This window comes from Streptomyces sp. NEAU-174 (assembly GCF_052665095.1).
Genome location: NZ_JBQTCE010000002.1, coordinates 568,740 through 593,300, shown reverse-complemented (window position 1 = coordinate 593,300; position 24,561 = coordinate 568,740). Strand labels below are relative to the sequence as shown.

The following is a 24,561-nucleotide window of genomic DNA, read 5'->3' as shown; positions in this document are numbered from 1 at the left end:
CGGCTCGGCGCCGGTCCGGTGTGGGGGCGCTCGTCAGGAGCTGAGCGTCCAGATGGCGTTGGCGATGGCGTCGGTGTTCAGGTCCAGCGCCTTGTCGTCGATGTTCGACGTCTTGTCGCATGCGGAGTGGTAGCACGGGTCGAACGCCTCGCCCGCCTTGCCGCCCCACTGGTCGGCCTGCTCCTGGCTCATGGTGGCCTCGGCGCCGGTGAACAGACCGCCGACCCGCACGCCCGCGTCCTTGAACGGCGCGTGGTCCGAGCGGCCGTCGCCCTCGGTCTCCTTCTCGGTCGTGATGTTCTTCGCCGCGTACCAGTCCTTGAAGACCTTCTCCAGCTCCGGGTCGTCGTCATAGACGAAGTAGCCCGGGTTGGGGGAGCCGAGCATGTCGAAGTTGAGGTAGGAGTCGATCTTCGACTGCTCGTCGGCGGCCAGGCTGTCGACGTAGTGGGTCGACCCGACCATGCCGTCCTCCTCGTCGCCCCACCAGGCGAACCGCAGGTGCTTGGAGGGCTGGAGGTCGGCCTTGGCCACGGCGAGCGCGACCTCGAGGATCGCGGCCGAGCCGGAACCGTTGTCGTTGATGCCGGGGCCGGCCTCGACCGAGTCGAGATGCGAACCGGCCATCACGACCTTGTCGTCGGCGCCGCCCTTCCAGTCGGCGATGAGGTTGTAGCCCTTCTTGCCGCCGGAGGTGAACTCCTGGACGGAGGTGGTGAATCCGGCCTCGTCCAGCTTGCCCTTGATGAAGTCCAGGGACTTCTGGTAGCCGGGCTCGCCATGGGCGCGGTTGCCGCCGTTGGCGTCCGCGATGGACTGGAGCTCGCCCAGGTCGGCCTTGACGGCCGCGACGTCCACGTCGGGGGCGGCGGCCTTGGCGTTGACGGTGGCCTCGGCGCCGGAGGCGCCGCTCAGCAGGGCCGCGGCGAGCGCGGCACCGGTTGCCGCCGCGAGGCTTCCGCGGCGAATTGACGCTATTCGCTTCACAGTTGGGCTCCGTTGTGATGTGGGGGGTTGGAGCGGAGCAGGTGAATCATGGTGTTGCGGTGATGAGAATCGGGGCTATGCGGTGGGACCGTCAAGTGCGATAGCCGGACGTACGGGTCCGCCGAGCGGAATGCCGGGCGGTGGCCGAGGGGGGGCACCGGAGCGTGGCCGTGGCTCCCAAGGCCGTCTTGACCAGCATCGATCGGATTGATCAGGGTTGCCCGGTCAATGGCTCAGTTAACGCCGCCGAAATGCCGCGGAACTAACCTGCGAAGGCTGGACCCAAGTGGCCCGGGATCGTGCGGAACGGGTTGTTTCCGCCGGATCGGGGCTTCCGCGGGATGAGGGCGAGAATGAGGTGGAAAGCGTGCGTTTGACCCCGCATGAGCAGGAACGTCTGCTCATTCATGTGGCCGCCGACGTGGCCGAGAAGCGACGGGCCCGGGGCGTGCTCCTCAACCATCCCGAGGCGACGGCGCTGATCACCGCCCACATCCTGGAGGGCGCCCGCGACGGCCGCGGTGTCGCCGAGCTGATGGCCTCCGGCCGCCGGGTGCTCACCCGCGACGAGGTGATGGAGGGCGTTCCCGAGATGCTCCAGGACGTGCAGGTCGAGGCCACCTTCCCCGACGGCACCAAGCTGGTCACCGTCCATCAGCCGATCGCCTGACGGGGGGCTTTCGATGATCCCCGGAGAGATCCTGTACGCCGATGAGCCGGTGCGCCTCAACGAGGGGCGGCCGGTCACCCGGCTCACCGTGCTCAACGCCGCCGACCGGCCCGTCCAGGTCGGCTCCCACTACCACTTCGCCGAGGCCAACCCCGGCCTCGACTTCGACCGCGCCGCCGCCCGCGGCAAGCGGCTGAACATCGCCGCGGGCACCGCCGTGCGCTTCGAACCGGGCATCCCCGTGGAGGTCGCCCTGATCCCGATCGCGGGGGAGCGGATCGTGCCGGGGCTGCGCGGGGAGACGGGAGGAGCGCTCGATGACCGCTGAACTGGACCGCGCCGCGTACGCCGATCTCTTCGGCCCCACCACCGGGGACCGCGTCCGGCTCGCCGACACCGACCTCTTCATCGAGATCGAGGAGGACCGCTGCGGCGGGCCCGGCCGGGCCGGGGACGAGGCGGTCTTCGGCGGCGGCAAGGTGATCCGCGAATCCATGGGCCAGTCCCGGGCCACCCGTGCCGAGGGCGCCCCCGACACCGTGATCACCGGGGCCGTCGTGCTCGACCACTGGGGCGTCGTCAAGGCGGATATCGGCCTGCGTGACGGCCGTATCACCGGGATCGGCAAGGCCGGGAACCCCGACACCATGGACGGCGTCCACCCCGACCTCGTCATCGGGCCCGAGACCGAGGTCATCGCGGGCAACGGCAGGATCCTCACCGCGGGCGCCGTCGACGCCCACGTTCACTTCATCTCGCCGACCCTCGTCGACCAGGCGCTCTGCTCCGGGATCACCACCCTCGTCGGCGGCGGCACCGGGCCTGCCGAGGGCACCAAGGCGACCACCATCACCCCCGGACCCTGGCATCTTGCCCGGATGTTCGAGGCGCTGGAGGGGTATCCGGTCAACATCGGGCTGCTCGGCAAGGGCAACACCGTCTCGAATGAGGCGATGTGGTCCCAACTGCGCGGTGGGGCACTCGGATTCAAGATCCACGAGGACTGGGGGGCGACTCCCGCCGCCATCGACGCCTGCCTCGGGGTCTGCGAGGAGAGCGGCGCCCAGCTCGCCATTCACACCGACACCCTCAACGAGGCGGGCTTCGTCGGCGACACCCTCGCCGCCATCGGCGGGCGCACCCTGCACGCGTATCACACCGAGGGCGCGGGCGGCGGGCACGCGCCCGACATCATCACCGTGGTCTCCCAGCCGAACGTACTCCCCAGCTCCACCAATCCGACGCGTCCGCACACCGTGAACACCGTCGAGGAGCACCTCGACATGCTGATGGTCTGCCACCACCTCAACCCGGCCGTCCCCGAGGACCTCGCCTTCGCCGAGTCCCGCATCCGGCCCAGCACCATCGCCGCCGAGGATGTGCTGCACGACCTCGGCGCGATCTCGATCATCTCCTCCGACTCCCAGGCCATGGGACGGATCGGCGAGGTGGTGCTGCGCACCTGGCAGACCGCGCATGTGATGAAGCGACGGCGCGGGGCGTTGGCCGGGGACGGCCGCGCCGATAATCACCGGGCGCGTCGCTATGTCGCCAAATACACCATCAACCCGGCGGTGGCGCAGGGGCTCGACGGGGAGATCGGCTCGGTGGAGCCCGGGAAGCTGGCCGACCTGGTGCTCTGGGACCCCGCGTTCTTCGGCGTCAAACCGCACCTGGTCATCAAGGGCGGCCAGATCGCGTATGCGCAGATGGGCGACGCCAACGCCTCCATCCCGACCCCGCAGCCGGTGCTGCCGCGCCCCATGTTCGGCGCGCTGGGCCGCGCGGCGGCCCGGGGCTCGGTCAACTTCGTGACCCAGGCCGCCTTGGACGACGGTCTGGCGGACCGGCTGGACCTCCACAAGCGGTTCGCCCCGATCCGCGGCACGCGGGGGGTCACCAAGGCGGACATGCGGGAGAACGACGCCCTGCCGCGGGTCGAGGTCGACCCCGACACGTTCACCGTGACGATCGACGGCGAGCCCGTGGAACCGGCTCCGGCGACGGAACTTCCCATGGCCCAGCGGTACTTCCTCTTCTGACCGGACCGGCCATCATGCCCACGAACGAGACCCCGCCCACTCCTGAGGACGCCCACGGCCCGGCCGCGGGTGCCCGGCCTGCGGCTCTTCCCCCACCCCGCCCCTCCCCGAAACCAAGGGACTCCGCCCCCTGGACCCCTGGTGCCTCGTCAGCAGACGCACCGGACCGACCCCACAAACGGTCGCCCGGGGCCGAAGCCTCCGGTGGAGTCCGGGGCGAACCCCCTGGCGGGGCTGCCGCTCCCGGTCCCTGGAGCCCTGGTGCCTCGTCTCCGGATGGGCCGGGTGGGGTCGGTCAGCGGTCGCGCGGGGGTGGTGCCTTCGGTGGGGTCCGGGGTGAAGCTCCTGGCGGGGACGCCGCTCCCGGTCCCTGGAGCCCCGGTGCCTCGTCGCCGGACGGGCCGGGTGGGGTCGGTCAGCGGTCGCGCGGGGGTGGTGCCTTCGGTGGGGTCCGGGGTGCAGCCCCTGGCGGGGCCGCCGCTCCCGGCTCCTGGGCGCCCGGTGCCTCGTCGCCGGACGGGCTGGATCGGGTCGGTCACCGGTTGCCCGGGGGCGGAGTCACCGGTGGGGTCGGGGCGTTGCTTGTTCTTGCGGATGGGCGGTTTCCCGCCGGAGGCCATGCGCATTCCGGTGGGGCCGAGGCCGCCGTCGCGGCGGGGCGGATCCGGGACGCGGCCTCCCTGGCGGCGTTCTGCCGAGGGCGGCTGCACACCGTCGGGCTCACCGCGGCCGGGCTCGCCGCCGCGGCCGCCGCCGGGCTCGATCCGCTCGCGTTGGACGACGCCGCGGACGCCCGTACCCCCAGTCCCGCGCTGCGGGCCACCGCCCGGCGGCTCGGGCGCCAGCTGATGCGCGCCGCCCGCGCCACCTGGCCGTCGCCCGAGCTGGACGCCCTGGCCGTCGCCCGGCCGCGCGGGGCGCATCAGCCCGTGGTGCTCGGACTCACCGCGCGCGCCGCCGCGCTGGGGCCGCAGGACGCCGCGTACGCCGCCGGGTACGAGGCGGTGAGCGGGCCCGCGACCGCCGCCGTACGGCTGCTGAGTCTCGACCCCTTCGACGCCACCGCCGTCCTCGCCCGCCTCGCCCCCGAGTTGGACCAGGTCGCGGCGCGGGCCGCCGACGCGGCACGGCGGGCCCTCGACGAGGGTCCGGGCGCGCTGCCCGCCGCCTCCGCGCCGCTGCTCGACATCGCCGCCGAACAGCACGCCACCTGGTCCGTACGCCTCTTCGCCTCGTAACCGGGCCCGCGCCGCCCCCGTTGGAATTTCGGAGCCGTTCATGCATCTCGACCACGCGGACACCTACCCCCCGCGCCACACCTACGGCGCCACCGACCCCCACCGCCCCGACGGCACCCGCCGCGCGCTGCGCATCGGCCTCGGCGGACCGGTGGGCTCGGGCAAGACCGCGACCGTCGCCGCGCTGTGCCGGGCGCTGCGCGACCAGCTCTCCCTCGCCGTGGTCACCAATGACATCTACACCCGCGAGGACGCCGAGTTCCTGCTGCGCAACGCCGTACTGCCGCCGGAGCGCATCACCGCCGTGGAGACCGGCGCCTGCCCGCACACCGCGATCCGCGACGACATCTCCGCCAACCTGGAGGCGGTCGAGGAGCTCGAGGAGACCGTGGGTCCGCTCGATCTGATCCTGGTCGAGTCCGGCGGCGACAACCTCACCGCGACGTTCTCCAAGGGCCTGGTCGACGCGCAGGTGTTCGTCATCGACGTCGCGGGCGGCGACGACATCCCCCGCAAGGGCGGCCCCGGCGTGACCACCGCCGATCTGCTCGTGGTCAACAAGACCGACCTGGCCCCCTACGTCGGCTCGGACCTGGCGCGCATGGCCCGCGACGCCGAGGCCCAGCGCGGTGAACTCCCCGTCGCCTTCACCTCGCTGGTCGCCGAAGACGGCATCCGCCCCATCGCCGACTGGGTCCGCGGCCGCCTGGCCGCCTGGACGGCGGCCCCGGCATGACCCCCGCCCCGGGAGCCTCGGCCGGGGCGGAGCGACCGCCGGTGGCCGCTCCGGACGCACCGGGTGGCGTACCGCCATACCCCGCGCCGCGGATGCCGGGGCGCGCTCCGGAGCGGGAAGCCCCGGACACGCGGCGCGCCCCGGCCGCCTCGGCTACGACGGCCGCCTCGGCTACGACGGCCGCCTCGGCTACGACGGCCGCCTCGGCTACGACGGCCGCCTCGGCTACGGCGGCCGCCTGTGGCGCGGCGGGCACCGCAGATGCGGCGGACATCTCTCGTGCGGCGGGCACCGCAGGTGCGGCGGACATCTCGGGCGCGGCGGGCACCTCGGCTGCGACTCGCGCCTCGGGCGCGACATGCGCCTCGGGTGCGTCGGCAGTCGTCCCGCGTGCGGCGGGCACCTCATCCGCAACGGGCACCTCAAGCCCGGTCGTACGGGCCACCGCCCGTCTCGTCGCCGAGGCGGACGGGCGCGGCGGCACCGCGTTGCCCGTGCTCGCCGGGGACGGGCCGCTCGCGTTGCGGCGGACCCGGGGCGCGGGCGGGGAAGCGTGTGTCACCGTGGTCGGGGCCATGAGCGGGCCCCTCGGCGGCGATCGGATCGCCCTGGAGGCGACCGTCGGACCGGGCGCCCGGCTGCGCATCGGGTCCGCCGCGGCCACCATCGCCCTGCCCGGGCGCGCGGCCGGGCCCGCGCACTACGAGATCCGGCTGACCGTCGCCGACGGCGCGGCCTTGCACTGGCTGCCCGAGCCCCTGATCTCCGCACACGGCAGCGAACTGCTGATGACCACCCGGGTCGAACTCGCCCCCACCGCCCGCCTCGTGCTCCGCGAGGAGCAGATCCTGGGCCGCACCGGCGAATCCCCGGGCCAGCTGATCAGCCGTCTCACCGTCCACCGCGCCGGGCGCCCGCTTCTCGACCAGGAGCTCGCCCACGGCCCCGGCGCCCCCGGCTGGGACGGCGGCGCGGTCCTCGGCGGCCATCGGGCGGTGGGCCAGCTGCTCGTGGTCGATCCGGCCTTCGACACCCGTCCCATCGCGCCCCGCCGCCTCGCCGAGACCGCCGTCCTCACGCCGCTGACCGGCCCCGCCGCCCTCGCCACCGCCGTTGCCCCGGACGCCCTCCACCTCCGCCGGGCCCTCGACGCGGCGGCCGCCGCCGTGGGTTGATGTTCACGTCTTGATAAAGAAACGGCGGTTTGCCCTGTACTCGGCGGTAAGCAAGACAGAAGAATCCCCCTGACACTCTGTGATCATCGCCGCTCCTGGCGGCGCAATTAAAGCAGGGGGATGACTAAGTGAGACGCACAGCACTCTTCGGCGCGACCGGCGGTGTGATCGCCGGTGCGCTGATAACCGGTGCGCTGGCCGCCCCCACGGCGGGGGCCTCGGAGCGGACGCCCGGCGGGGCCGCCGAGGCCCGTGGGGTGGCGGTGGCCGCGGCCAAGGCCGCGAAGAAGGGCATCGACTGGACGGACTGCCCGGCCGACTGGGGGCTCGCCAAGCCCATCCAGTGCGGCTACGTCACCGTGCCGCTCGACTACGCCAAGCCGAACGGCCGCACCATCAAGCTCGCGGTGGACCGGATCGCGGCCACCGGCTCCGCCTCCGAGCGGCAGGGCTCGCTGATCTACAACCCGGGCGGGCCCGGCGGCTCCGGGCTGCGCTTCCCGACCCGGGTCACCACCAAGAACCCGCTGTGGACGAAGGTGTCGAAGGCGTACGACTTCGTCGGCTTCGACCCGCGCGGGGTGGGCCACTCCACGGCCATCTCCTGCGTGGATCCCCAGGAGTACGTCAAGGCCCCGAAGCTGGACCCGGTGCCGGACAGCGAGGCGGACAAGCGCGTCCAGCGCAAGCTGGCCCGCGAGTACGCCGAAGGGTGCAAGGAGCGCAGCGGCTGGATGCTGCCGCAGATGACGACGCCCAACACCGCCCGGGACATCGACGTCATCCGGGCCGCGCTCGGCGACAAGAAGCTCAACTACCTGGGCGTGTCCTACGGAACGTACATCGGCGGGGTCTACGCGACGCTCTTCCCGACCCATGTGCGCCGGCTGATCGTGGACAGCGTGGTGAACCCCTCGCGGGAGAAGATCTGGTACCAGGCCAACCTGGACCAGGACGTCGCCTTCGAGACGCGCTGGAACGACTGGAAGGCGTGGGTGGCGCAGAACGACGCCGCCTACCACATCGGCGACACCCCGGCCAAGGTCCAGCAGCAGTGGGAGAAGCTGCGCGCGGCCGCCAAGAAGAGCCCCATCGGCGGGGTCGTGGGCCCGGCCGAACTGCTCGGGTTCTTCCAGAGCGCTCCGTACTACGACTCGTCGTGGGCCACCGTCGCCCAGGTGTGGAGCGACTACCTCGGCGGCGATGAGAAGGCGCTGGTCGAGGCCGCGGGCCCGGACATGTCCGACACCGCGGGCAACATCGCCTCGGAGAACGGCAACGCCGTCTACACCGCCGTCGAGTGCGCCGACGCCAAGTGGCCGGCCAGTTGGGCGAAGTGGGACCGGGACAACACCCGGCTCCACCGCGACTACCCCTTCCTGACCTGGTCCAACGCCTGGATGAACCTGCCGTGCGCCACCTGGGGGGCCAAGCAGGGGGCCCCGCTGGAGGTGGGGGCCGCCAAGGGGCTGCCCAAGACGCTGATAGTGCAGAGCACCCGGGACGCCGCGACCCCGTACGAGGGCGCGGTGGAGCTGCACAAGCGGTTGAAGGGCTCGCGTCTGGTGACCGAGAAGGACGCCGGTTCGCACGGGGTCACCGGTCTGGTGAACCCGTGTGTCAACGACCGGGTGGACGCCTACCTGCTCAAGGGCACGGTGGACGCCAAGGACGTGACCTGCGCCCCGCACGCCACGCCGGTGCCCGCGAAGTCGGGCGCGTCCGCGAAGGCGGCCAAGGCCGCGAAGGAGGCGGCCGCCGTCGTCAAGTAGTCGGCTAAGCGCTTCGCTGGAGTGCCCGACCTGCCGTCGATCGTCTGCGGCGCCGTCGTGGCCGGTCGCGCGCCCGCGCGGCGGAGCCGCACATCGACACAGCCCCGCGCCCCTTCGGGGCGCCACCGAACCGCGGCCGACTTCCACCGATCCGCTTAGCCGGCTAGCCGGCGCTATGCGGTGCTGGGCCGGGCCCGTGCGATTCCCGCACGGGCCCGGTTCCGTTTCTCCGCCGCGCGCCCCGCAGCCACGCGTCCTCGGCCGCGTAGTCGAACAGATCGGTCATCGGGTCGTAGGCGGCGGCCATGTCGGGGAAGGCCGTACGCCAGTCCGGGGCGGCCGCCAGCCGCTCCGTCAGCCAGGCGACGGTCGCCGGCAGCGATTCCGCATAGCCGGTCACCGGGCGGTAGCCCAACTCCCGTTCAGCCGCGGACATGTCGTAGACGAGGGGGTGGGCCAGGCTCCAGGGGGTGCTGCCGACATGCGGATGCGGCGGCTCCCCGTCGACCAGCACCAGCTCGCCGCGCACCTCCAGCACCGCGTCCACGGCGGCGGCGATGTCGGCGACCGTCGGGGCCTGCGGATCGCCCGCGTTGAGCACCCGGGAACCGGGCCGGTGGGCGGCCAGCCGCACCAGCTCCGCGATGTTGTCGACATGCACCGGATGGAACCGGCTGCGGCCGCCGTACGCCAGGATCCGCACCGGCCGCCCGTCCAGCGCCCGTTTGACGAAGTACAGCTCACGGGGGGTGTGGCAGTGCGGGCCGTGGATCGCCCCGGCGCGCAGCACGGTCGTCGGCAGCCGGTCCCCGGCGGCCAGCAACTCCCGCTCCAGCGCCACCTTACGACTGCCGTAGCCGTCGCCCGGCGGGACGGTGCGCTGGGACTCGGGGAGCGGCAGCGGATAGCGCGGGGCGCCGTCCGGCCGGTCCTGGGTGCCGAAACCCCGGCCCTGGTCGTCCTCGTACACCGCTCCGGTGGAGATCACCACCGCCGATCCGATCCGGTCGGCGAGGTCCAGCAACTGCCGTGCGTGCGCCCGGCCGTAGGCGACGCAGTCCAGCACCACATCGCAGCCGTCGCCGACCAGCGCGGCCACCGCGTCGTCGTCGTCCCGGTCCACGGCCACGCTCTCCACCGAGCCGGGCCAGCTCCCGTCGCGGCCCCCGCCGCGCGAGGCGGCCCGCACCCGCCAGCCCTCCTCGGCGAGCGCGCGCACCGCCGCCCGGCCGATCTGTCCCGTCGCCCCGATCACACACGCGCTCCCAGTGCTCATGCCGGGACGCTAAGGGCCCGGGCGGCACGCTGCCCAGCCTCCTTCGCCATGAGCAGATTCGTCCTCGGCCGATCATTCGCGGTCAAAGACTGAGTGCAGATGATCGCTTTTTCACGCCCTTTGAATTCACCGTGATGCATTCCGAAGAAAAAAGCATCTTCGATTCATGCGACGGTGAAACCGCTATGCTCCAGGGCCCATGACGGGCTGGTTCATCGCCCGCGTTTTTCGCACTCATTTTCTCTTCGCTGTTTTTAAGGATGCCCATGGTTTTCGCCGGCACCTCATCCGGAGGCGGCACCCCACCCGGAGGCCGACGGCCCGCCTCCACGCTCGTATGGGTCATCCCTCCCGCCGCGATGGCGTTCTGCGCGGCGCTGGCCGTCGTCGTGGTCCCGTCCGGGGCGCGGGCCACGGTCGCCTGGTGCGGAGTGGCGGCGACGTTCGCGGTGGCCCTCGCGGCGGCCGAGGCGATGCGCCGCGGCCGGCTGATCACCACGCTGCGCACCCGGCTCACCGCCCAGGATGCCGAGTTCCGGCAGCGCCTGGCGGACCAGGATGCGGCGATCCGGCGGCTGACCCGGGAGGTGCTCCCCGAGACGGTGGCCCGGCTGCGGCGCGGCGCCATGGTGCACGAGGCGATGAAGGACGTCGACCACGCGCCTCATGTCGACCCGGACTTCGACGCCGCCCACGAGCAACTGCTGCGGTGGGTGCTGGACACCGTGCGGACCGAGGAGGACCTGAGGGACGCGGCCCAGCGGGCGTTCGTCAACATCGCCCGCCGGGTGCAGGCCATCGTCCACCAACAGGCCATGGACATGCGGGAGATGGAGGACAAGCACGGCGCCGACCCGGACGTCTTCGAGGATCTGCTCCACCTGGACCACGGCAACGCCCTCATCGGCCGGCTGGCGGACTCCATCGCGGTCCTGGGCGGCTCCCGCCCGGGCCGCCAGTGGCAGAAGGAGGTGCCGCTGTTCAACGTCTGCCGCGGCGCCATGTCCCGCATCCTCGAGTACGAGCGGGTGGATCTGCACTCGGTGGCGGACGTCGCCATCGTCGGCCCCTCGGTGGAGCCGCTGATCCACGCCCTCGCCGAACTGCTGGACAACGCCACCCGCTACTCGCCGCCCAAGACCCGGGTGCACCTGACCGCGATCGAGGTCCAGTCCGGGGTCGCGATCGAGATCGAGGACGCCGGGGTGGGCCTGTCGGAGGAGGCGCGCAGACGCACCGACGCGGTGCTGCTCCAGGCGGCCACCGGATTCGACCTCAACGACCTCGGCGAGACACCGCGGCTCGGCCTGGCCGTGGTCGGCAGGCTCGCCGTGCGGTACCGGTTCCAGGTCTCGCTGCGGCCCTCGGCGTACGGCGGGGTGCGCGCGGTGCTGGTCGTACCGCAGGACATCATCTGCCCCACCCCCGCGCCCGGCGGCGCCATCGCCCGCGCGGCCAAACTGCCCCCGCCCAAGCCCATCAAGCGGGCCACCCCGCTGCCGTCGCCCACCCGCACCGGTCCGGTGGCGCAGGGCCGCCCCGGCCCCGGCTTCCGGCAGAACGGCGCCGGACTCCCGCAGCGCCGCCGCCGGATGCCCATGGTCGCCCCGGCCCCCTCGTCGTTCCGCGTCGACTCCGCGCCCCCCGCGGCGCCCGCCCCGCCCCGCCAGCCGGTACAGCCGGGGATCTGGCTGGACGCCTTCACCAAGGGGCTCAACGGTGAGCCGCTCCCGGCGGCGGACGCCGCCACGGATCCGCCGGACCCCCGGAAGTCCCCCCACACCCCGGACAGCTCGAGCAACCCGAACACGTCGGACAAGGATGAGTAGGCAAGTGACGCAACCGCGGTTCAACATGGACTGGATGCTCCGGGACCTGGCGTCCAGCGTTCCGGAGACCCGGCACGTGGTCCTGCTGTCCTCGGACGGCCTGTGCATGGCCCAGGTCGGCACGGACAAGGACACCGCCGACCGCCTGGCCGCCGCCTGCGCCGGGCTCCAGAGCCTCTCCGGTGCGATCGCCGCCGAATTCCCCGAGGGGGACGGCCGGATGCGGCTGGTCGTCATCGAGGTCGACGGCGGGTTCTTCTATCTGATGGCGGCCGGTACCAGCTCGTATCTGGCGGTGCTCGCCGAGGACAGCGTGGACGCCGGGCTGATGGGCCAGTGCATGAGAGACCTCGTCGCCCGGCTCGGGGAGCACCTCAGCAGCCCGCCGCGGGTCGACGGACGCGTGACATGAGCGAGCCCGGCAAGCCGTGGGACGAGGGCGGCCCGGAGCGGCTCTACACCGTGAGCCGCGGCCGCGCGCCGCAGGAACCCCGGCACCGGCCCGTCGAGCTCGTCAGCCTGATCGTGGCGCGCGCGGAACCGGAGCCGGGGACGGCCCCCGAGGCCGCGGCCGTGCTGAGGATGTGCCAGTTCCCGCTCTCGGTGGCCGAGATCTCCGCGTATCTGGTCCTGCCCGTCTCCACCGTCACCGTGCTCCTCGCGGGGCTGCTGCGGGAGGACCGGGTGGAGGTCAGGGCGCCGGTCCCGGCCGCCGTGCTGCCCGACCCCGAACTGCTCCAGGCGGTGATGCATGGACTACAGAACCTCTGAGGGGATCGCCGGACCGCGCAGCGAGGACACCCTCCCGGCCTCCGCGGCCGCCGCGGTCAAGGTGGTGATCGTCGGCGGCTTCGGCGTCGGCAAGACCACCATGGTCGGCTCGGTGAGCGAGATCCGCCCGCTGACCACCGAGGAGACCATGACCCAGGCCGGGGTCGGCGTCGACGACATCGCGGGGATCGAACGCAAGACCGAGACCACCGTCGCGATGGACTTCGGCCGGATCAGCCTCAACGAACGGCTGGTGCTCTATCTGTTCGGCACCCCCGGCCAGGAGCGGTTCTGGTTCCTGTGGAACGGCCTCTTCGAGGGTGCCCTGGGCGCCGTCGTCCTGATCGACACCCGCCGTCTGGAGGTCAGCTTCGACGCGGTCGGGCGGCTCGAGGAGCGCGGGGTGCCCTTCGTGGTCGCGGTCAACGCCTTCCCCGAGGCCCCCGTCCACCCCATGACGGAGCTGCGCGCGGCCATGGACCTGCCCGACTCCGTACCGATGATCGACTGCGATGCCCGCGACCGGGCCTCCAGCCGCGACACCCTCCTCGCCCTCGTACGACATCTGCAATCCCTCCACACCGTGACCCCGGAGACACCGTGACTCCTCATCCCGACGGCCCCGGCCCTGGGCCCGCCGATCCGCCGCCCACCCGGTGCCCCGTCCACACCGCGCTCTCCGACGGAGCCGGCGCCCTGGTGGACCTCCTCGGGCCCGAGAACGAGAAGGACCCGATGGGGCTGTACGAGCGGCTGCGCGCCGAGCACGGCCCGGTGGCTCCGATCGTGCTCGACGGTGGCATACCGGCCTGGCTGCTGCTGGGCTACCGCGAGAACCTGGAGGTCTCCCGCACCCCCTCCCGCTTCTCCCGCGACTCCCGCCACTGGCACGCCTGGAAGGACGGCAGGATCGGCGCCGACTCGCCCCTGCTGCCGGTGGTCGGCTGGCAGCCCATGTGCACCTTCGCCGACGGCGACGAGCACGAGCGGCTGCGGGCCGCGCTCACCGAGTCCATGGGGCGCTTCGACCGCCGCGGGATCCGCCGCCATGTCACCCGCTTCACCCACCAGCTGGTGAACGACTTCTGCGCCGACGGGGGCGCGGAAATGGTCACCGCCTTCGCCCAGCAGCTGCCCATGCTCGTCCTCACCCAACTGCTGGGCATGCCCGACGAGTACGGCCCACGGCTGGTCGAGGCCACCCGGGACCTGATGAAGGGCACCGAGACGGCCCTGCGCAGCGACGCGTACGTCACCGAAGCCCTCAAGGGCCTGGTGGACCGCAGGCGCGCCGAACCCGGCGAGGACCTGGCGTCCTGGCTGCTGGCCCACCCCTCCGGCCTCACCGAGGAGGAGGTGGTCCAGCATCTGCGGCTGGTGCTGCTCACCGGCAACGAGACCACCACCAACCTGATGGCCAACACGCTGCGCATGGTCCTCACCGACCCGCGCTTCCGCGCGTCCCTGGCCGGCGGCCATATGACGCTGCCGGACGCCATCGAGCACGTGCTGTGGAACGAGCCCCCGCTCACGGTCGTCCCCGGCCGCTGGGCCACCGGGGACACCGAGCTGGGCGGTCAGCGGATCAAGGCCGGGGACATGCTGCTGCTGGGGCTGGCCGCCGGGAACGTGGACCCGGCCATCCGCCCCGACATCGCCGCGCCCATGTACGGCAACCGGTCCCATCTCGCCTTCAGCGGCGGCCCCCACGAATGCCCGGGGCAGGACATCGGCCGCGCCATCACGGACACCGCCATCGACACCCTGCTGCTGCGCCTGCCCGATCTGCGGCTGGCCGTGGAGGAGTCCGAGCTGACCTGGCTCTCGTCCTGGATCTCCCGCCATCTGGTGGAGCTGCCGGTGGAGTTCATGCCCCGGCGCCCCGAGCCGGACATCATGGACCTCCCCGTCGAGGCCCTGCTCTCCCCACGGCAGCGGGTGTCCTCGATGGCCGAGGAGGCGCCGGCCCCGGTTCCGTCCGGTACGGAGGGGTCCGAGGCGGCGGCCCCCGGGCGCGTCCCGTGGTGGGCGGCGTTATGGCGTTGGCTGCTGGGCAGGCCCTCTGGATCCGCTCCGAAGGGGGTCTCCGCCCGGTAGGGCTCAGCCCCGGGCCACCACGACCCCCACGGTCAGCAGTCCGAGCACCACCCAGCTGAACCAGAGCCAGCCGTTGCTCCCCAGAGCCACGGTGTAGGCCGTCACCAGCACCAGACCCCCCACCGTGGCCACCGTCATCGCCTTCGCGGAACCGGGCATCCCCGACCTCCTCACGGCGGTCCCGACGCCCCTTCGCCAGGACCCGGGCCACCCAGGCCCGGGTCCATGGTCTCGCGCTCCGGGCCCCGGCCGCTAGCAGGCTGCCGGGACCGGACTGGGTGGCTCCGCTACCGGAGCCGGGTCACTGGCTCCGGGCCTGGAGCGAGGCCAGATACGCGTTGTACGCCGCGAGCTCCTGGTCGCCGTCCCGGTCCGCGGTGCGGTCGATGCGCCGCGCCTGGCGCTGCTCGGACTTGTACCACTGGTAGACCAGTGCCACCAGCACGATCACCGACGGGATCTCGCTGAAGGCCCAGGCGATACCGCCCGCCCAGGTCTGGTCCGACAGCGCGTCGACGCCCAGCGAGGCGGGCGGGTGCTTGTACGCGCCGACCATGGGCTCGGACGCCATCATCAGCGCGATGCCGAAGAACGCGTGGAACGGCATGCCCGAGAACAGCTCCAGCATCCGCATCACATAGCCGGGCCGGTGCGGGCCCGGGTCCACGCCCATGATCGGCCAGAAGAAGACCAGGCCCACCGCGAGGAAGTGGACCATCATCGCGATATGCCCGGCCTTGCTCTCCATCAGGAAGTCGAAGAGCGGGGTGAAGTACAGCGCGTACAGGCTCGCGATGAACAGCGGGATGGTGAACGCCGGGTGGGTGATGATCCGCATATAGCGGCTGTGCAACAGCGCGACCAGCAGCTCCCGTGGCCCCTTGCGGCCGCGCCCGGCCGCCGGGAGGGCCCGCAGGGTCAGCGTGACCGGCGCGCCCAGCAGCAGCAGGATCGGCGAGACCATGCTGATGATCATGTGCTGCACCATATGGACGCTGAACATGACCATGCCGTAGTCGTTCAGCTTGGTGCACATCGCGACCGCGATGGTCAGCACCCCGAGCGCGAAGGAGACCAGGCGCCCCACCGGCCAGGCGTCACCGCGCCGCCGCAGCCGCGCGACGCCCCAGCCGTAGAGACCGAGCGCCAGCACACAGCCGACCAGGAAGAACGGATCGCCGCCGAACTCCAGCCCGCGCGACAGCGTGAACGGCGGCAGATCCATCATCATGCCGTGCCCGCCGTGATCCATCCGGTACACCTCCCAGTGCGCACGAAATGTGCTCGCACCAGCCTAGAACCGCATCGATCACAGCACGCACTCGGCCTCGGCGTACCGCTCGGTGGGGACCGTCTTCAGCCGCTCCACGGCCGCCGCGAGCGGCACCAGGGTGATGTCCGTGCCGCGCAGCGCGGTGATCGTGCCGAATTCGCCGCGGTGGGCCGCCTCGACCGCGTGCCAGCCGAAGCGGGTGGCCAGCACCCTGTCGTACGCCGTCGGGGTGCCACCGCGCTGCACATGGCCCAGGATGACCGCCCGGGCCTCCTTGCCGAGCCGCCGCTCGAGCTCCACGGAGAGGTGGCGGGCGATGCCCGCGAAGCGCTCGTGGCCGTAGACGTCCCTGCCGCCGGCCTCGTAGTCCATCGTGCCCTCGCGCGGCTTGGCGCCCTCCGCCACCACCACGATCGCGAACTTCTTGCCCGCCTCGAACCGCGCCCCGACGGTCCCGGCCAGCTCCTCGATGTCGAACGGGCGCTCCGGGACGACGATGGCGTGGGCGCCCGCGGCCATGCCCGAGTGCAGCGCGATCCAGCCGGTGTTCCGCCCCATGACCTCGACGATCAGCACCCGCTGATGGGACTCCGCGGTGGTCTTGAGCCGGTCCAGCGCCTCGGTGGCGACCCCGACCGCCGTGTCGAAGCCGAAGGTCACATCGGTCGAGGCGATGTCGTTGTCGATGGTCTTGGGCACGCCGACGATCGGCAGCCCGGCGTCCGAGAGCAGCCGGGCGGCCTTCAGCGTGCCCTCCCCGCCGATGGGGATGACCGCGTCCAGGCCGAGCTCCGCCACATGGCCCTTGGCCCGCTCCACCCCGTCCCGCAGATGCTCCGGGCGCACCCGGGTGGAGCCGAGGATGGTGCCGCCGAGGGCCAGGATGCCGCTCACGGCGTCCAGGTCCAGCTTGCGGTAGTCGCACTCCAGCAGGCCCTTCCAGCCGTCCTGGAAGCCGATCACCTCATCGCCGTGGTCGACGGTGGCGCGGTGGACGACTGACCTGATGACCGCGTTCAGGCCGGGGCAGTCGCCGCCGGACGTGAGCACACCAATGCGCATGGCACGCATACCTCTGTCTGAGATGGGAGCCTACGGCCGGACCGCGTCGTCCGGCGGGACCCCGCCACCCTACAAGCGGGCGGGTGGCGGGGGCGCGCTCGACGGCCGGATGTCCGCCATGCGGTCACCCCGCGCTCGAACGGCGTCTGAGCTGCGCTCGAGCGAGCGGGGCGCGGCTCAGGCGGGCTGGGTCGCCGCCGCGATCCGCTCGTTGCGCAGCGCCTCGTACCACTGGTCGTTGACCGGCGGCAGCGCGTTCACATCGAGGGCCAGCTTCAGCAGGTGGTCCGCGATATGCGGGTTGCGGGCCATCACCGGGCCGTGCATGTACGTCCCGAAGACGGTGTCGCTGTACGCGCCCTCGAAGCCGTCCCCGGTCCCGTTCCCGTTGCCGAACCTGACCCGGGCGAAGGGGCGGGCGGTCGGGCCCAGGTGGGTGACGCCCTGGTGGTTCTCGAAGCCGGTCAGCGGGGGCAGCGCCAGCCGCTCGTCGATGTCGGCCAGCACGTCCCCGACGCACCGGGCGCCCTCGCCGCGGGTGCTGACCACGTCCAGCAGCCCCAGGCCCTGCTGGCGCTGGCCGAGGTCGTTGACGAACTCATGGCCGAGGATCTGGTACCCGGCGCACACCGAGAAGACGATCGCCCCGTTGGCCACCGCCCGGTTCAGCCCGCCGTCCCGGATCAGCCGCTCGGCGGCCAGCCGCTGCGGGCGGTCCTCGCCGCCGCCGATCAGATAGATGTCCCCGGAGGTGGGGATCTGCTGGTCGGAGCGGACGTCCAGGCGGGAGACCTCCAGCCCGCGCTGCCGCGCCCGGCGCTCCACCACCAGGGTGTTGCCCTGGTCGCCGTACGTGCTCAGCAGGTCGGGGTAGACCCACACCAGACGCAGGCCGTTCTGGCTCGTGCTACGCATCTTCGTGCCTCTCGTACGGGGGTCAGTTGCCGACCCGGCGGCGCAGGTCCTGGAACGCGGTGTAGTTGGCGATCACCTCGATGCGGCCGGGCGGGGAGATCCGCACCGCCTCGTCCGCGTCCGCGCAGACCCGGAAGTCCAGCCCGGCGACCTCCAGGCGCACCGCGAGGTCCAGCTTGCGGTCGCCGATCAGGCAGATCGGGTGCCCGGCGAGCCGGGTGTAGTCCACGTCCCACAGCCAGGAGGTGTCGGTGCCGTCGGCGCCGCGCGCGTTCACCGAGAGGATCACCGGGGTGGGCGGCGGGTCGATCAGCGAGAAGGTCTCCAGCCAGCCGGCCGGGTTCTTCGCCAGCAGCAGCCGCAGCTGGCGCTCCTGGAAGGTGACCACGTCATACCGGCCGGCCACGGCCTGGACCTGGTACATCCGCTCCAGCGCGACCTGAGGGGGCACCCCGAAGGTGGCGGCGACGGCGGCCGAGGTGGCCGCGTTGGCCTTGTTGGCGCGGCCGGGGAGCTGGAGCTGGATGGGCCAGGCGGCGCCGTGCGGGTCCAGGACGTAGTCCCCGTTCAGCGCCCAGCTGGGGACCGGGCGGCGGAAGCCGCACTCCCCGCAGACCCAGTCGTCGCCCGGGCGCTGGAGCACACCGCCGCAGGACGGGCAGGACCAGGCGTCGTCCTTCCACTCCTGCCCGGCCGCGACCCACACCACATTGGGGCTGGAGGAGGCGGCCCAGACGATCAGCGGGTCGTCCGCGTTGGCGATCACGACCGCCTTGGAGCCGGTCAGGCCCTCGCGCCACTTCTCGGCGAGCATCCGGGTCTCGGCGGCGCGGTCGAGCTGGTCACGGGAGAGGTTGAGGAGCGCGATGGCCTTGGGCTCGGTGTCGCGCGCCACACCGGCGAGGTACTTCTCGTCGACCTCGATGACGCCGTAGCGGGCATCGGAGCCGCCCGCCAGGGCCGAGGTGATACCGGCCGGCATATTGGCGCCCAGCGCGTTGGAGACGACCGGGCCGGCCGCCCGCAGCGCCTCGGCGATGAGCCGGGTGGTCGTGGTCTTGCCGTTGGTCGCCGACACCAGGATGACGTCCAGGTGCTGCGCCAGCCTGCCCAGCAGATCGGGGTCGAGCCGCAGGGCCACCTTGCCGCCGATCACCGATCCACTGCCGCGGCCCGCGGCCCGCGACACCGCCGCCGCGGCCTTGCCCGCCGTCACGGCCAGCTTGGCCCGCGGTGACAGCGGCTCCGAGTTGCCTGCCATCGTCTTCTCGATCCTCCTCGCATACCGGCGCCGCTGCTGCCCCCCGAGGCGCCGGTGGTACGCCCCCTCCGTGCCGCGTCGCCGGCCGGGAGGCCACGGTCGGAGAGCAGCCTATCGAGATCCGGCGGCTGTCCCGAATTCCGGCCGCGCGCGCGGGGCCCGCCTCACCGGCGCCGTAAGCTTGGCTGCCATGCGACATGGCGTGATCCCGGGCAGCCGCGGAGCGGTGCGGCCCCTGCGTCTCCTCGGCGATCCGGCGTTGCGCGCGCCGTGCGAGGAGGTCACCGCGTTCGACGCCGAGCTGGCCCTGCTGATCGAGGACATGTACGCCACGATGTACGCGGCCCACGGGGTGGGCCTCGCGGCCAATCAGATCGGTGTGGGGCTGCGGGTCTTCGTCTTCGACTGCCCGGACGACGAGGACCACCGCCATCTGGGGCATGTCGTCAACCCCCGGCCGGTCGCGGCCGACGGGGTGACGGTGCGCGGGCCGGAGGGCTGTCTGTCGCTGCCGGGCGTCGAGGCGGGCACCCCGCGCCACGACCATGTGGTGATCGAGGGCGTGACGATGACCGGGGAGCCGGTGCGGATCGAGGGCACGGGCTTCTTCGCGCGCTGCCTTCAGCACGAGTGCGACCATCTGGACGGCGGGCTGTTCATCGACCGGCTCACCGGGCTGCGGCGGCGCAGAGCGCTGCGCGCGATCCGCCGCGCCCCCTGGACCCATTCCAGCCCCTCCGGTTCCAGCCCCTCCGGCGCTTGAGGAGCGGGGGTCCGGGGCGGAGCCCAGTTGAGGGACTGCCGGGACATCAGAAGCCCGGTGCGCCGACCCGGTCGTCCGCCAGCGACAGCCGCCCCCACAGCAGATCGGTGAGATGGTGCACCAACTGGCCGCGTGCGCAGGGGCGGTCGCGCAGCCACCAGTCCCCGGCCGCGTGCATCATGCCGACGATCCCATGGCCCCAGACCCGGGCCACCTCGTCCCCGCCGGGGCCCAGCTCCACCCGCTCGGCGATCACCGTGGCCAGCTCCTCGCCGAGCCGCCGCAGCAGCGGGGCGGAGTGGTGGCCGACGTCGAAGCTCTGCTCCGGCTCCTGCTGGCCGTGGTCGGCCGGGTGCATCAGGAAGCGGTACACCTGGGGCCGGGCCTCGATCGCGGCCAGATAGGTGTCCAGCGTGGCCTCCACGCGCTGCCTGCGGTCGTCGGCGGGCGCGTCCAGAGCCGCGCGCAGCGAGGCGAGCAGGGCGTCGGTGTGACGCTTGGCGAGGGCGCGGTACAGTCCGCCCTTGTCACCGAAGTGGCGGTACAGAATGGGCTTGGTGATGCCCGCTTCGGCGGCGATGGCGTTCATCGAGGCCTCTGGTCCGTCGCGCAGCACCACCCGGTCCGCGGCCTCCAGCAGCTCCTTGCGCCTCTGCTGCGCCGACTGCCGCTGGTCGTCCCGCTGGCTGGTCCCGGTCCGCATGCGTTGCCTCCCCGCCCCCGATGTCGTACTCGCGCCTTCGCGTCTCGCGCTTCCCCGCGCGATCGCGCGGCGCGCTGAAGCGCAACGTAACACCCGAGGGGGAGCGGGGCCCGCGTGCCCGGGGGAGTTGACATCGCCTACTGGGCGGTAACAGACTGCTGTTACCGCAGGTAACAAGCACGTGGAGGGGTCATGGCGGAGTTCTCGTTCGAGCTCGACGACGATCAGAAGGCGGTGCGCGACTGGATCCACGGCTTCGCCGCGGACGTCATGCGCCCGGCCGCCGCCGAATGGGACGAGCGCGAAGAGACCCCCTGGCCGATTATCCAGGAGGCCGCCAAGATCGGCCTGTACTCCCTGGACTTCTACGCCCAGCAGTACTTCGACCCCACGGGCCTCGGCATCCCCATGACCATGGAGGAGCTGTTCTGGGGCGACGCAGGGATCGCCCTGTCCATCGTCGGCACCGGCCTCGCCGCCGTCGGCGTCCTCGCCAACGGCACCGAGGAGCAGATCGGCACCTGGATCCCGCAGATGTACGGCGACGCCGACGATGTGAAGGTCGCCGCCTTCTGCTCCTCCGAGCCCGACGCGGGCTCCGACGTCGGCTCGATGCGCACCCGCGCCGTCTACGACGAGGCCAAGGACGAATGGGTGCTGAACGGCACCAAGACCTGGGCCACCAACGGCGGTATCGCCAATGTCCACGTGGTGGTCGCGGTCGTCGACCCCGAGCTCGGCTCCAAGGGCCACGCCTCGTTCATCGTCCCGCCCGGCACCCCCGGTCTTTCCCAGGGCCAGAAGTTCAAGAAGCACGGCATCCGCGCCTCGCACACCGCCGAAGTGGTCCTCGACCAGGTGCGGGTGCCCGGCGCCTGCCTGCTCGGGGGCAAGGAGAAGCTGGACGAACGCCTCGCGCGCGCCCGGGAGCGGGCCAAGTCGGGCGGGGAGCGGCTGAAGAACGCCGCCATGGCCACCTTCGAGGCGTCCCGCCCGGCCGTCGGCGCCATGGCGGTCGGCACCGCCCGCGCCGCGTACGAGGTCGCGCTCGACTACGCCAAGACCCGGGAGCAGTTCGGCCGCCCCATCATCGACAACCAGGGCGTCGCCTTCCAGCTCGCCGACATGCGCACCCGGATCGACGCCGCGCGGCTGATGGTGTGGCGCGCGTCCTGGATGGCCGTGAACGGCCGGCCCTTCGAGTCGGCCGAGGGCTCGATGTCCAAGCTGTTCGCCAGTGAGACCGCCAAGCAGGTCACCGCCCAAGCGGTGCAGATCCTCGGCGGCAACGGCTTCACCCGCGAGTACCCGGTCGAGCGGATGCACCGCGACGCCGCGATTTATACGATCTTCGAGGGCACCAGCGAGATCCAGCGCCTGGTCATCGCCCGCACGCTGTCCGGCGTCCAGATTCGCTAGGCCGGATCCGCTGTCGCCAGGGACGGCGGACGTGTCAGGCGGGGCCGACGCCTGCGCCAAAACGCCGCTTCCGAGCGGCAAACGCAACCAGCAGCGCGCGGAGCTCCTCAGCCGTGAAGTCGGGCCACAGGGTGTCCACGAAGAAGAGCTCCGCGTAGGCCGCCCGCCAGAGCATGAAGTTGGAGATGCGCTGCTCCCCGGAGGTGCGCACCAGCATGTCGATGTCCGGCAGATCGGCGTGCGGCAGATGGCGGGTGAACAGCGCCTCGTCGATGGCCCCGGGGTCCAGCGCGCCGTCCGCCGAGGCGCGGGCCAGTGAGGTGGCGGCGCGGGCGATCTCCTCCCGGCCGCCGTGGTTGAAGCAGAACGCCAGCGTCATGGCGCGGTTGTCGCGGGTGTCGTCCTCCGCGCGGCGCAGCGCGGCCAGCGTGGCCCGGGGAAGCCGGGCCTCCGAGCCCAGCCAGCGCAGCCGCACCCCCCGCTCGCCGTAGCCCCGGAAGACGTCCGCCAGCTGGGCGGTGAGCCGCATCAGGGCGGCCACCTCGCCGCGCGGCCGGTTCCAGTTCTCGGTGGAGAAGAAGAACAGCGACAGGTGTTCGATGCCCTCCTCCAGGGCCGTGTCCACCACCCGCGGCAGCGCGAGCACCCCCGCCTGATGGCCGCGGGTGCGGGAGAGGCCGCGCAGGGCGGCCCAGCGGCCGTTGCCGTCCATGATGATGGCCACGTGCCGCGGCCGCCCCGGCGCCTCGTCCTGGGGGCCGCGGCGCTGCCGTACCACGGCGGGGGCACCGGCGACCGACGCCCGCAGCAGCCGCTTGACGGAGGGCACTCTCCAGGCCCCGACCTCGAACACCCGCGCGTCCCTCCGCCTCGCTTCCCGGCGCCGTGTCTGACGACGCGACGGGGGCGGGGGTTACCTCCCCGGTGGCCGAACCATTCGTTTGGTCGTCACCATTCGTCTGGTCGTCACCACCGTCACGGCTTGCGCGCCACGCCCCCGTGGACATCGGTGGTCTCGATATCCGTCTCGGAGGGGGCCGGACGCCACAGCGGACACGACACGATACCGGGCTCGATCAGCTCCAGGCCCTCGTAGTAGCGGCTGATCTGCTCGACGCTGCGCAGCACGTACGGCACGGCGCCGGTGTCGTCGTAGCCCTGCTGGGCCTGCTTGAGCGCCTGGTCGGTGTCGGTGCTGTCGTAGTGCACGAAGTAGCTGCCGGACGGTAAGGCGGCCTGGAGCCGCCGCACGATCGACACCGACTCGTCGTAGTTCTGGATGTGGCCGAGGATGCCCATCAGCATCAGGGCGATGGGCCGGTCGAAGTCGAGCGTCTTCGACGCGGCCGCCAGGATCCGCTCGGGCTCGTGCAGATCGGCGTCGATGTAGTCGGTCACCCCCTCGCGGGTGCTGGTGAGCAGCGCCTGGGCGTGCCGGAGCACCAGGGGGTCGTTGTCCACGTAGACGATGCGGGCCTCGGGCGCCACCCGCTGGGCCACCTGGTGGGTGTTGTCGTAGGTGGGCAGCCCGGTGCCGATGTCCAGGAACTGCCGGATCCCGCATGCGCCCGCCACATGGGTGACGGTGCGGATGAGGTACGCGCGCGAGGCGCGGGCCATGGTCTCGATGTTCGGGGCCACCTCCCGGTACTCGTCACCGGCGATCCGGTCGACCTCGTAGTTGTCCTTGCCGCCCATCCAGTAGTTCCAGATCCGGGCCGAATGCGGCACCGTGGTGTCGATCTTGGTCAGGGCCTGCTGGTCGGGGGTGGACGAGCCGTCTGTCATAGCGCCAGTCTCCTGCCGTGCGGATGCGATTCGCGGGGCACCAACTTAGGGCCGGTGCCGGGGAGTTCAGCTCTGCTCGGCGAACGGTCCGGGGGATCGGATGCGCGGGAGGGGCCGGGCGAACGAGGCCACCGGGGGCTCCGGTGCCGCCTCGCCGTGGCCCGGATCCGGGTCCGGGCCGCCGCCGGAGGCCGGCCGCTCCTCGACGGTGAGCACCGGGGCGTGTTCGGCGAGGGTGGAAAAGGCGTGGTCATAGCCGGTGACCGCGGCGTCGATCTCCGCCAGGTCCGCCGCCGAGGCGCCGCGCGCGGCCAGCCGGTCCTCCAGTACGTGCACCGGGGCGGTCACATGGACGAAGGCGCCGTGGCGCTCGGCCACCGCCTCGGCGAAGTCGAACGCCTGAATCCACGTCACCCGGGAGTGGCCCCGGCGCAGCGGCCCGTAGACGAGCTCACCGACCAGCCCGGCGTCGACCGCGAGCGCGCCGTCGCGCTGGAGGAGTTCGCGGTACGGCCGGACCGGGTCGACATGGGGGAGTTGGCGGGAGGCGCGGGTGACGGTGTAGCCGTGCCGGCGGGCGAGACCGGTCAGCAGCGCGTCCCTGTCGACTCCGTCGCAGCCCTCGACGATCAGGGTGCGGTGCTGTGTCACCGCGTGGTCGAGGTTCATTACGGCATCCTGTCGGTCCCATGGGCTCTGCACATCTGCAAGGGGGACGACACCGCCGCCCGCCACGGCGTCTTCAGTGTGCGTGGCGGGACGGCGGGGACGGGAGTGCGGTGCG

The 24,561-nt window shown here is 72.3% G+C and carries 25 protein-coding genes; 14 read left to right on the top strand and 11 right to left on the bottom strand.

The genetic code is table 11. The annotated features are described in order from the left end of the window. Window positions 1–33 precede the first annotated feature (33 nt). Entirely contained in the window at window positions 34–987 is a 954-nt protein-coding gene (locus tag ACT2CW_RS07365) for a M28 family metallopeptidase (protein WP_164435089.1), read from the bottom strand. A 367-nt stretch (window positions 988–1,354) separates the two neighbouring features. Here ACT2CW_RS07365 and ACT2CW_RS07360 point away from each other — a divergent pair, with 367 nt between their 5' ends. From ACT2CW_RS07360 to ACT2CW_RS07330, 7 genes are all read left to right on the top strand, one after another. After that, on the top strand, window positions 1,355–1,657 hold the full coding sequence (locus ACT2CW_RS07360; protein ID WP_037959949.1) for an urease subunit gamma: 303 nt from the start codon (window positions 1,355–1,357) through the stop codon (window positions 1,655–1,657). Window positions 1,658–1,670: 13 nt separating this feature from the next. Next, a complete protein-coding gene (locus ACT2CW_RS07355) occupies window positions 1,671–1,985 on the top strand; it encodes an urease subunit beta (protein WP_164435101.1) in 315 nt (104 codons plus the stop codon). Continuing rightward, entirely contained in the window at window positions 1,975–3,699 is a 1,725-nt protein-coding gene (locus ACT2CW_RS07350; protein WP_432046508.1) for an urease subunit alpha, read from the top strand. Before ACT2CW_RS07355 ends, ACT2CW_RS07350 begins: the two co-directional genes overlap by 11 nt. A gap of 542 nt (window positions 3,700–4,241) precedes the next feature. Beyond that, window positions 4,242–4,937 (top strand): urease accessory protein UreF, encoded by a 696-nt coding sequence (locus ACT2CW_RS07345; RefSeq protein ID WP_445515963.1) that lies wholly within the window; start codon window positions 4,242–4,244, stop codon window positions 4,935–4,937. A gap of 40 nt (window positions 4,938–4,977) precedes the next feature. Next, window positions 4,978–5,673, top strand: a complete 696-nt coding sequence (gene ureG, locus ACT2CW_RS07340) for an urease accessory protein UreG (protein WP_182469386.1) — start codon at window positions 4,978–4,980, stop codon at window positions 5,671–5,673. A 308-nt stretch (window positions 5,674–5,981) separates the two neighbouring features. Then, on the top strand, window positions 5,982–6,848 hold the full coding sequence (locus ACT2CW_RS07335; RefSeq protein ID WP_445516225.1) for an urease accessory protein UreD: 867 nt from the start codon (window positions 5,982–5,984) through the stop codon (window positions 6,846–6,848). A 128-nt stretch (window positions 6,849–6,976) separates the two neighbouring features. After that, window positions 6,977–8,620 (top strand): alpha/beta hydrolase, encoded by a 1,644-nt coding sequence (locus ACT2CW_RS07330; protein WP_445515962.1) that lies wholly within the window; start codon window positions 6,977–6,979, stop codon window positions 8,618–8,620. A 163-nt stretch (window positions 8,621–8,783) separates the two neighbouring features. On the opposite strand, the gene ACT2CW_RS07325 is transcribed toward ACT2CW_RS07330, so the two are convergent. After that, the gene (locus tag ACT2CW_RS07325; protein ID WP_445515961.1) at window positions 8,784–9,896 is read right to left on the bottom strand and encodes an NAD-dependent epimerase/dehydratase family protein; all 1,113 of its coding nucleotides are present in this window, start codon (window positions 9,894–9,896) and stop codon (window positions 8,784–8,786) included. Window positions 9,897–10,162: 266 nt separating this feature from the next. Between ACT2CW_RS07325 and ACT2CW_RS07320 the strand changes: the two genes are divergently transcribed. From ACT2CW_RS07320 to ACT2CW_RS07300, 5 genes are read left to right on the top strand one after another with little or no spacing between them, the layout of a single operon-like run. Continuing rightward, complete coding sequence (locus ACT2CW_RS07320; RefSeq protein ID WP_445515960.1) at window positions 10,163–11,725, top strand: sensor histidine kinase; 1,563 nt, start codon at window positions 10,163–10,165, stop codon at window positions 11,723–11,725. Next, a complete protein-coding gene (locus ACT2CW_RS07315; protein WP_037959972.1) occupies window positions 11,718–12,137 on the top strand; it encodes a roadblock/LC7 domain-containing protein in 420 nt (139 codons plus the stop codon). The genes ACT2CW_RS07320 and ACT2CW_RS07315 overlap by 8 nt, the downstream gene beginning before the upstream one ends. Next, entirely contained in the window at window positions 12,134–12,496 is a 363-nt protein-coding gene (locus ACT2CW_RS07310) for a DUF742 domain-containing protein (RefSeq protein ID WP_037959976.1), read from the top strand. Before ACT2CW_RS07315 ends, ACT2CW_RS07310 begins: the two co-directional genes overlap by 4 nt. Then, window positions 12,477–13,100 (top strand): GTP-binding protein, encoded by a 624-nt coding sequence (locus ACT2CW_RS07305; protein ID WP_445515959.1) that lies wholly within the window; start codon window positions 12,477–12,479, stop codon window positions 13,098–13,100. The genes ACT2CW_RS07310 and ACT2CW_RS07305 overlap by 20 nt, the downstream gene beginning before the upstream one ends. Continuing rightward, window positions 13,097–14,593 carry a cytochrome P450 gene (locus ACT2CW_RS07300; protein ID WP_445515958.1) on the top strand — a complete coding sequence of 499 codons (1,497 nt, stop codon included), beginning with the start codon at window positions 13,097–13,099 and terminating at the stop codon, window positions 14,591–14,593. Before ACT2CW_RS07305 ends, ACT2CW_RS07300 begins: the two co-directional genes overlap by 4 nt. Before the next feature lie 3 nt (window positions 14,594–14,596). Here ACT2CW_RS07300 and ACT2CW_RS07295 read toward each other — a convergent pair whose 3' ends face one another. From ACT2CW_RS07295 to ACT2CW_RS07275, 5 genes are all read right to left on the bottom strand, one after another. Next, on the bottom strand, window positions 14,597–14,752 hold the full coding sequence (locus ACT2CW_RS07295) for a hypothetical protein (RefSeq protein WP_020866563.1): 156 nt from the start codon (window positions 14,750–14,752) through the stop codon (window positions 14,597–14,599). Window positions 14,753–14,894: 142 nt separating this feature from the next. Further along, window positions 14,895–15,845: a cytochrome c oxidase assembly protein gene (locus ACT2CW_RS07290; RefSeq protein ID WP_445515957.1), complete on the bottom strand. Its 951-nt coding sequence runs from the start codon at window positions 15,843–15,845 to the stop codon at window positions 14,895–14,897. 57 nt (window positions 15,846–15,902) lie between these two features. Next, on the bottom strand, window positions 15,903–16,928 hold the full coding sequence (locus ACT2CW_RS07285) for a 6-phosphofructokinase (protein WP_182469375.1): 1,026 nt from the start codon (window positions 16,926–16,928) through the stop codon (window positions 15,903–15,905). A gap of 177 nt (window positions 16,929–17,105) precedes the next feature. Beyond that, window positions 17,106–17,843 (bottom strand): type 1 glutamine amidotransferase, encoded by a 738-nt coding sequence (locus ACT2CW_RS07280; protein WP_086879352.1) that lies wholly within the window; start codon window positions 17,841–17,843, stop codon window positions 17,106–17,108. A 22-nt stretch (window positions 17,844–17,865) separates the two neighbouring features. Further along, window positions 17,866–19,104, bottom strand: coding sequence for a Mur ligase family protein (locus ACT2CW_RS07275; RefSeq protein WP_037959995.1), 1,239 nt, complete (start codon window positions 19,102–19,104; stop codon window positions 17,866–17,868). A 190-nt stretch (window positions 19,105–19,294) separates the two neighbouring features. Between ACT2CW_RS07275 and def the strand changes: the two genes are divergently transcribed. Further along, window positions 19,295–19,867: a peptide deformylase gene (gene def / locus ACT2CW_RS07270; protein WP_182469373.1), complete on the top strand. Its 573-nt coding sequence runs from the start codon at window positions 19,295–19,297 to the stop codon at window positions 19,865–19,867. A 46-nt stretch (window positions 19,868–19,913) separates the two neighbouring features. Here def and ACT2CW_RS07265 read toward each other — a convergent pair whose 3' ends face one another. Beyond that, on the bottom strand, window positions 19,914–20,570 hold the full coding sequence (locus tag ACT2CW_RS07265) for a TetR family transcriptional regulator (protein ID WP_164435820.1): 657 nt from the start codon (window positions 20,568–20,570) through the stop codon (window positions 19,914–19,916). A 192-nt stretch (window positions 20,571–20,762) separates the two neighbouring features. Here ACT2CW_RS07265 and ACT2CW_RS07260 point away from each other — a divergent pair, with 192 nt between their 5' ends. Further along, window positions 20,763–21,989 (top strand): acyl-CoA dehydrogenase family protein, encoded by a 1,227-nt coding sequence (locus ACT2CW_RS07260; protein ID WP_445515956.1) that lies wholly within the window; start codon window positions 20,763–20,765, stop codon window positions 21,987–21,989. 34 nt (window positions 21,990–22,023) lie between these two features. Here the strand turns inward: ACT2CW_RS07260 and uppS are convergent, their stop codons facing one another. The 3 genes from uppS to ACT2CW_RS07245 form a co-directional block, all read right to left on the bottom strand. After that, a complete protein-coding gene (gene uppS / locus ACT2CW_RS07255) occupies window positions 22,024–22,842 on the bottom strand; it encodes a polyprenyl diphosphate synthase (RefSeq protein WP_432046520.1) in 819 nt (272 codons plus the stop codon). Between the two features lie 122 nt (window positions 22,843–22,964). Beyond that, window positions 22,965–23,777, bottom strand: a complete 813-nt coding sequence (locus ACT2CW_RS07250; RefSeq protein ID WP_086879357.1) for an SAM-dependent methyltransferase — start codon at window positions 23,775–23,777, stop codon at window positions 22,965–22,967. A gap of 66 nt (window positions 23,778–23,843) precedes the next feature. Beyond that, window positions 23,844–24,446 (bottom strand): hypothetical protein, encoded by a 603-nt coding sequence (locus ACT2CW_RS07245; RefSeq protein ID WP_432046523.1) that lies wholly within the window; start codon window positions 24,444–24,446, stop codon window positions 23,844–23,846. Between the last annotated feature and the right edge of the window lie 115 nt (window positions 24,447–24,561).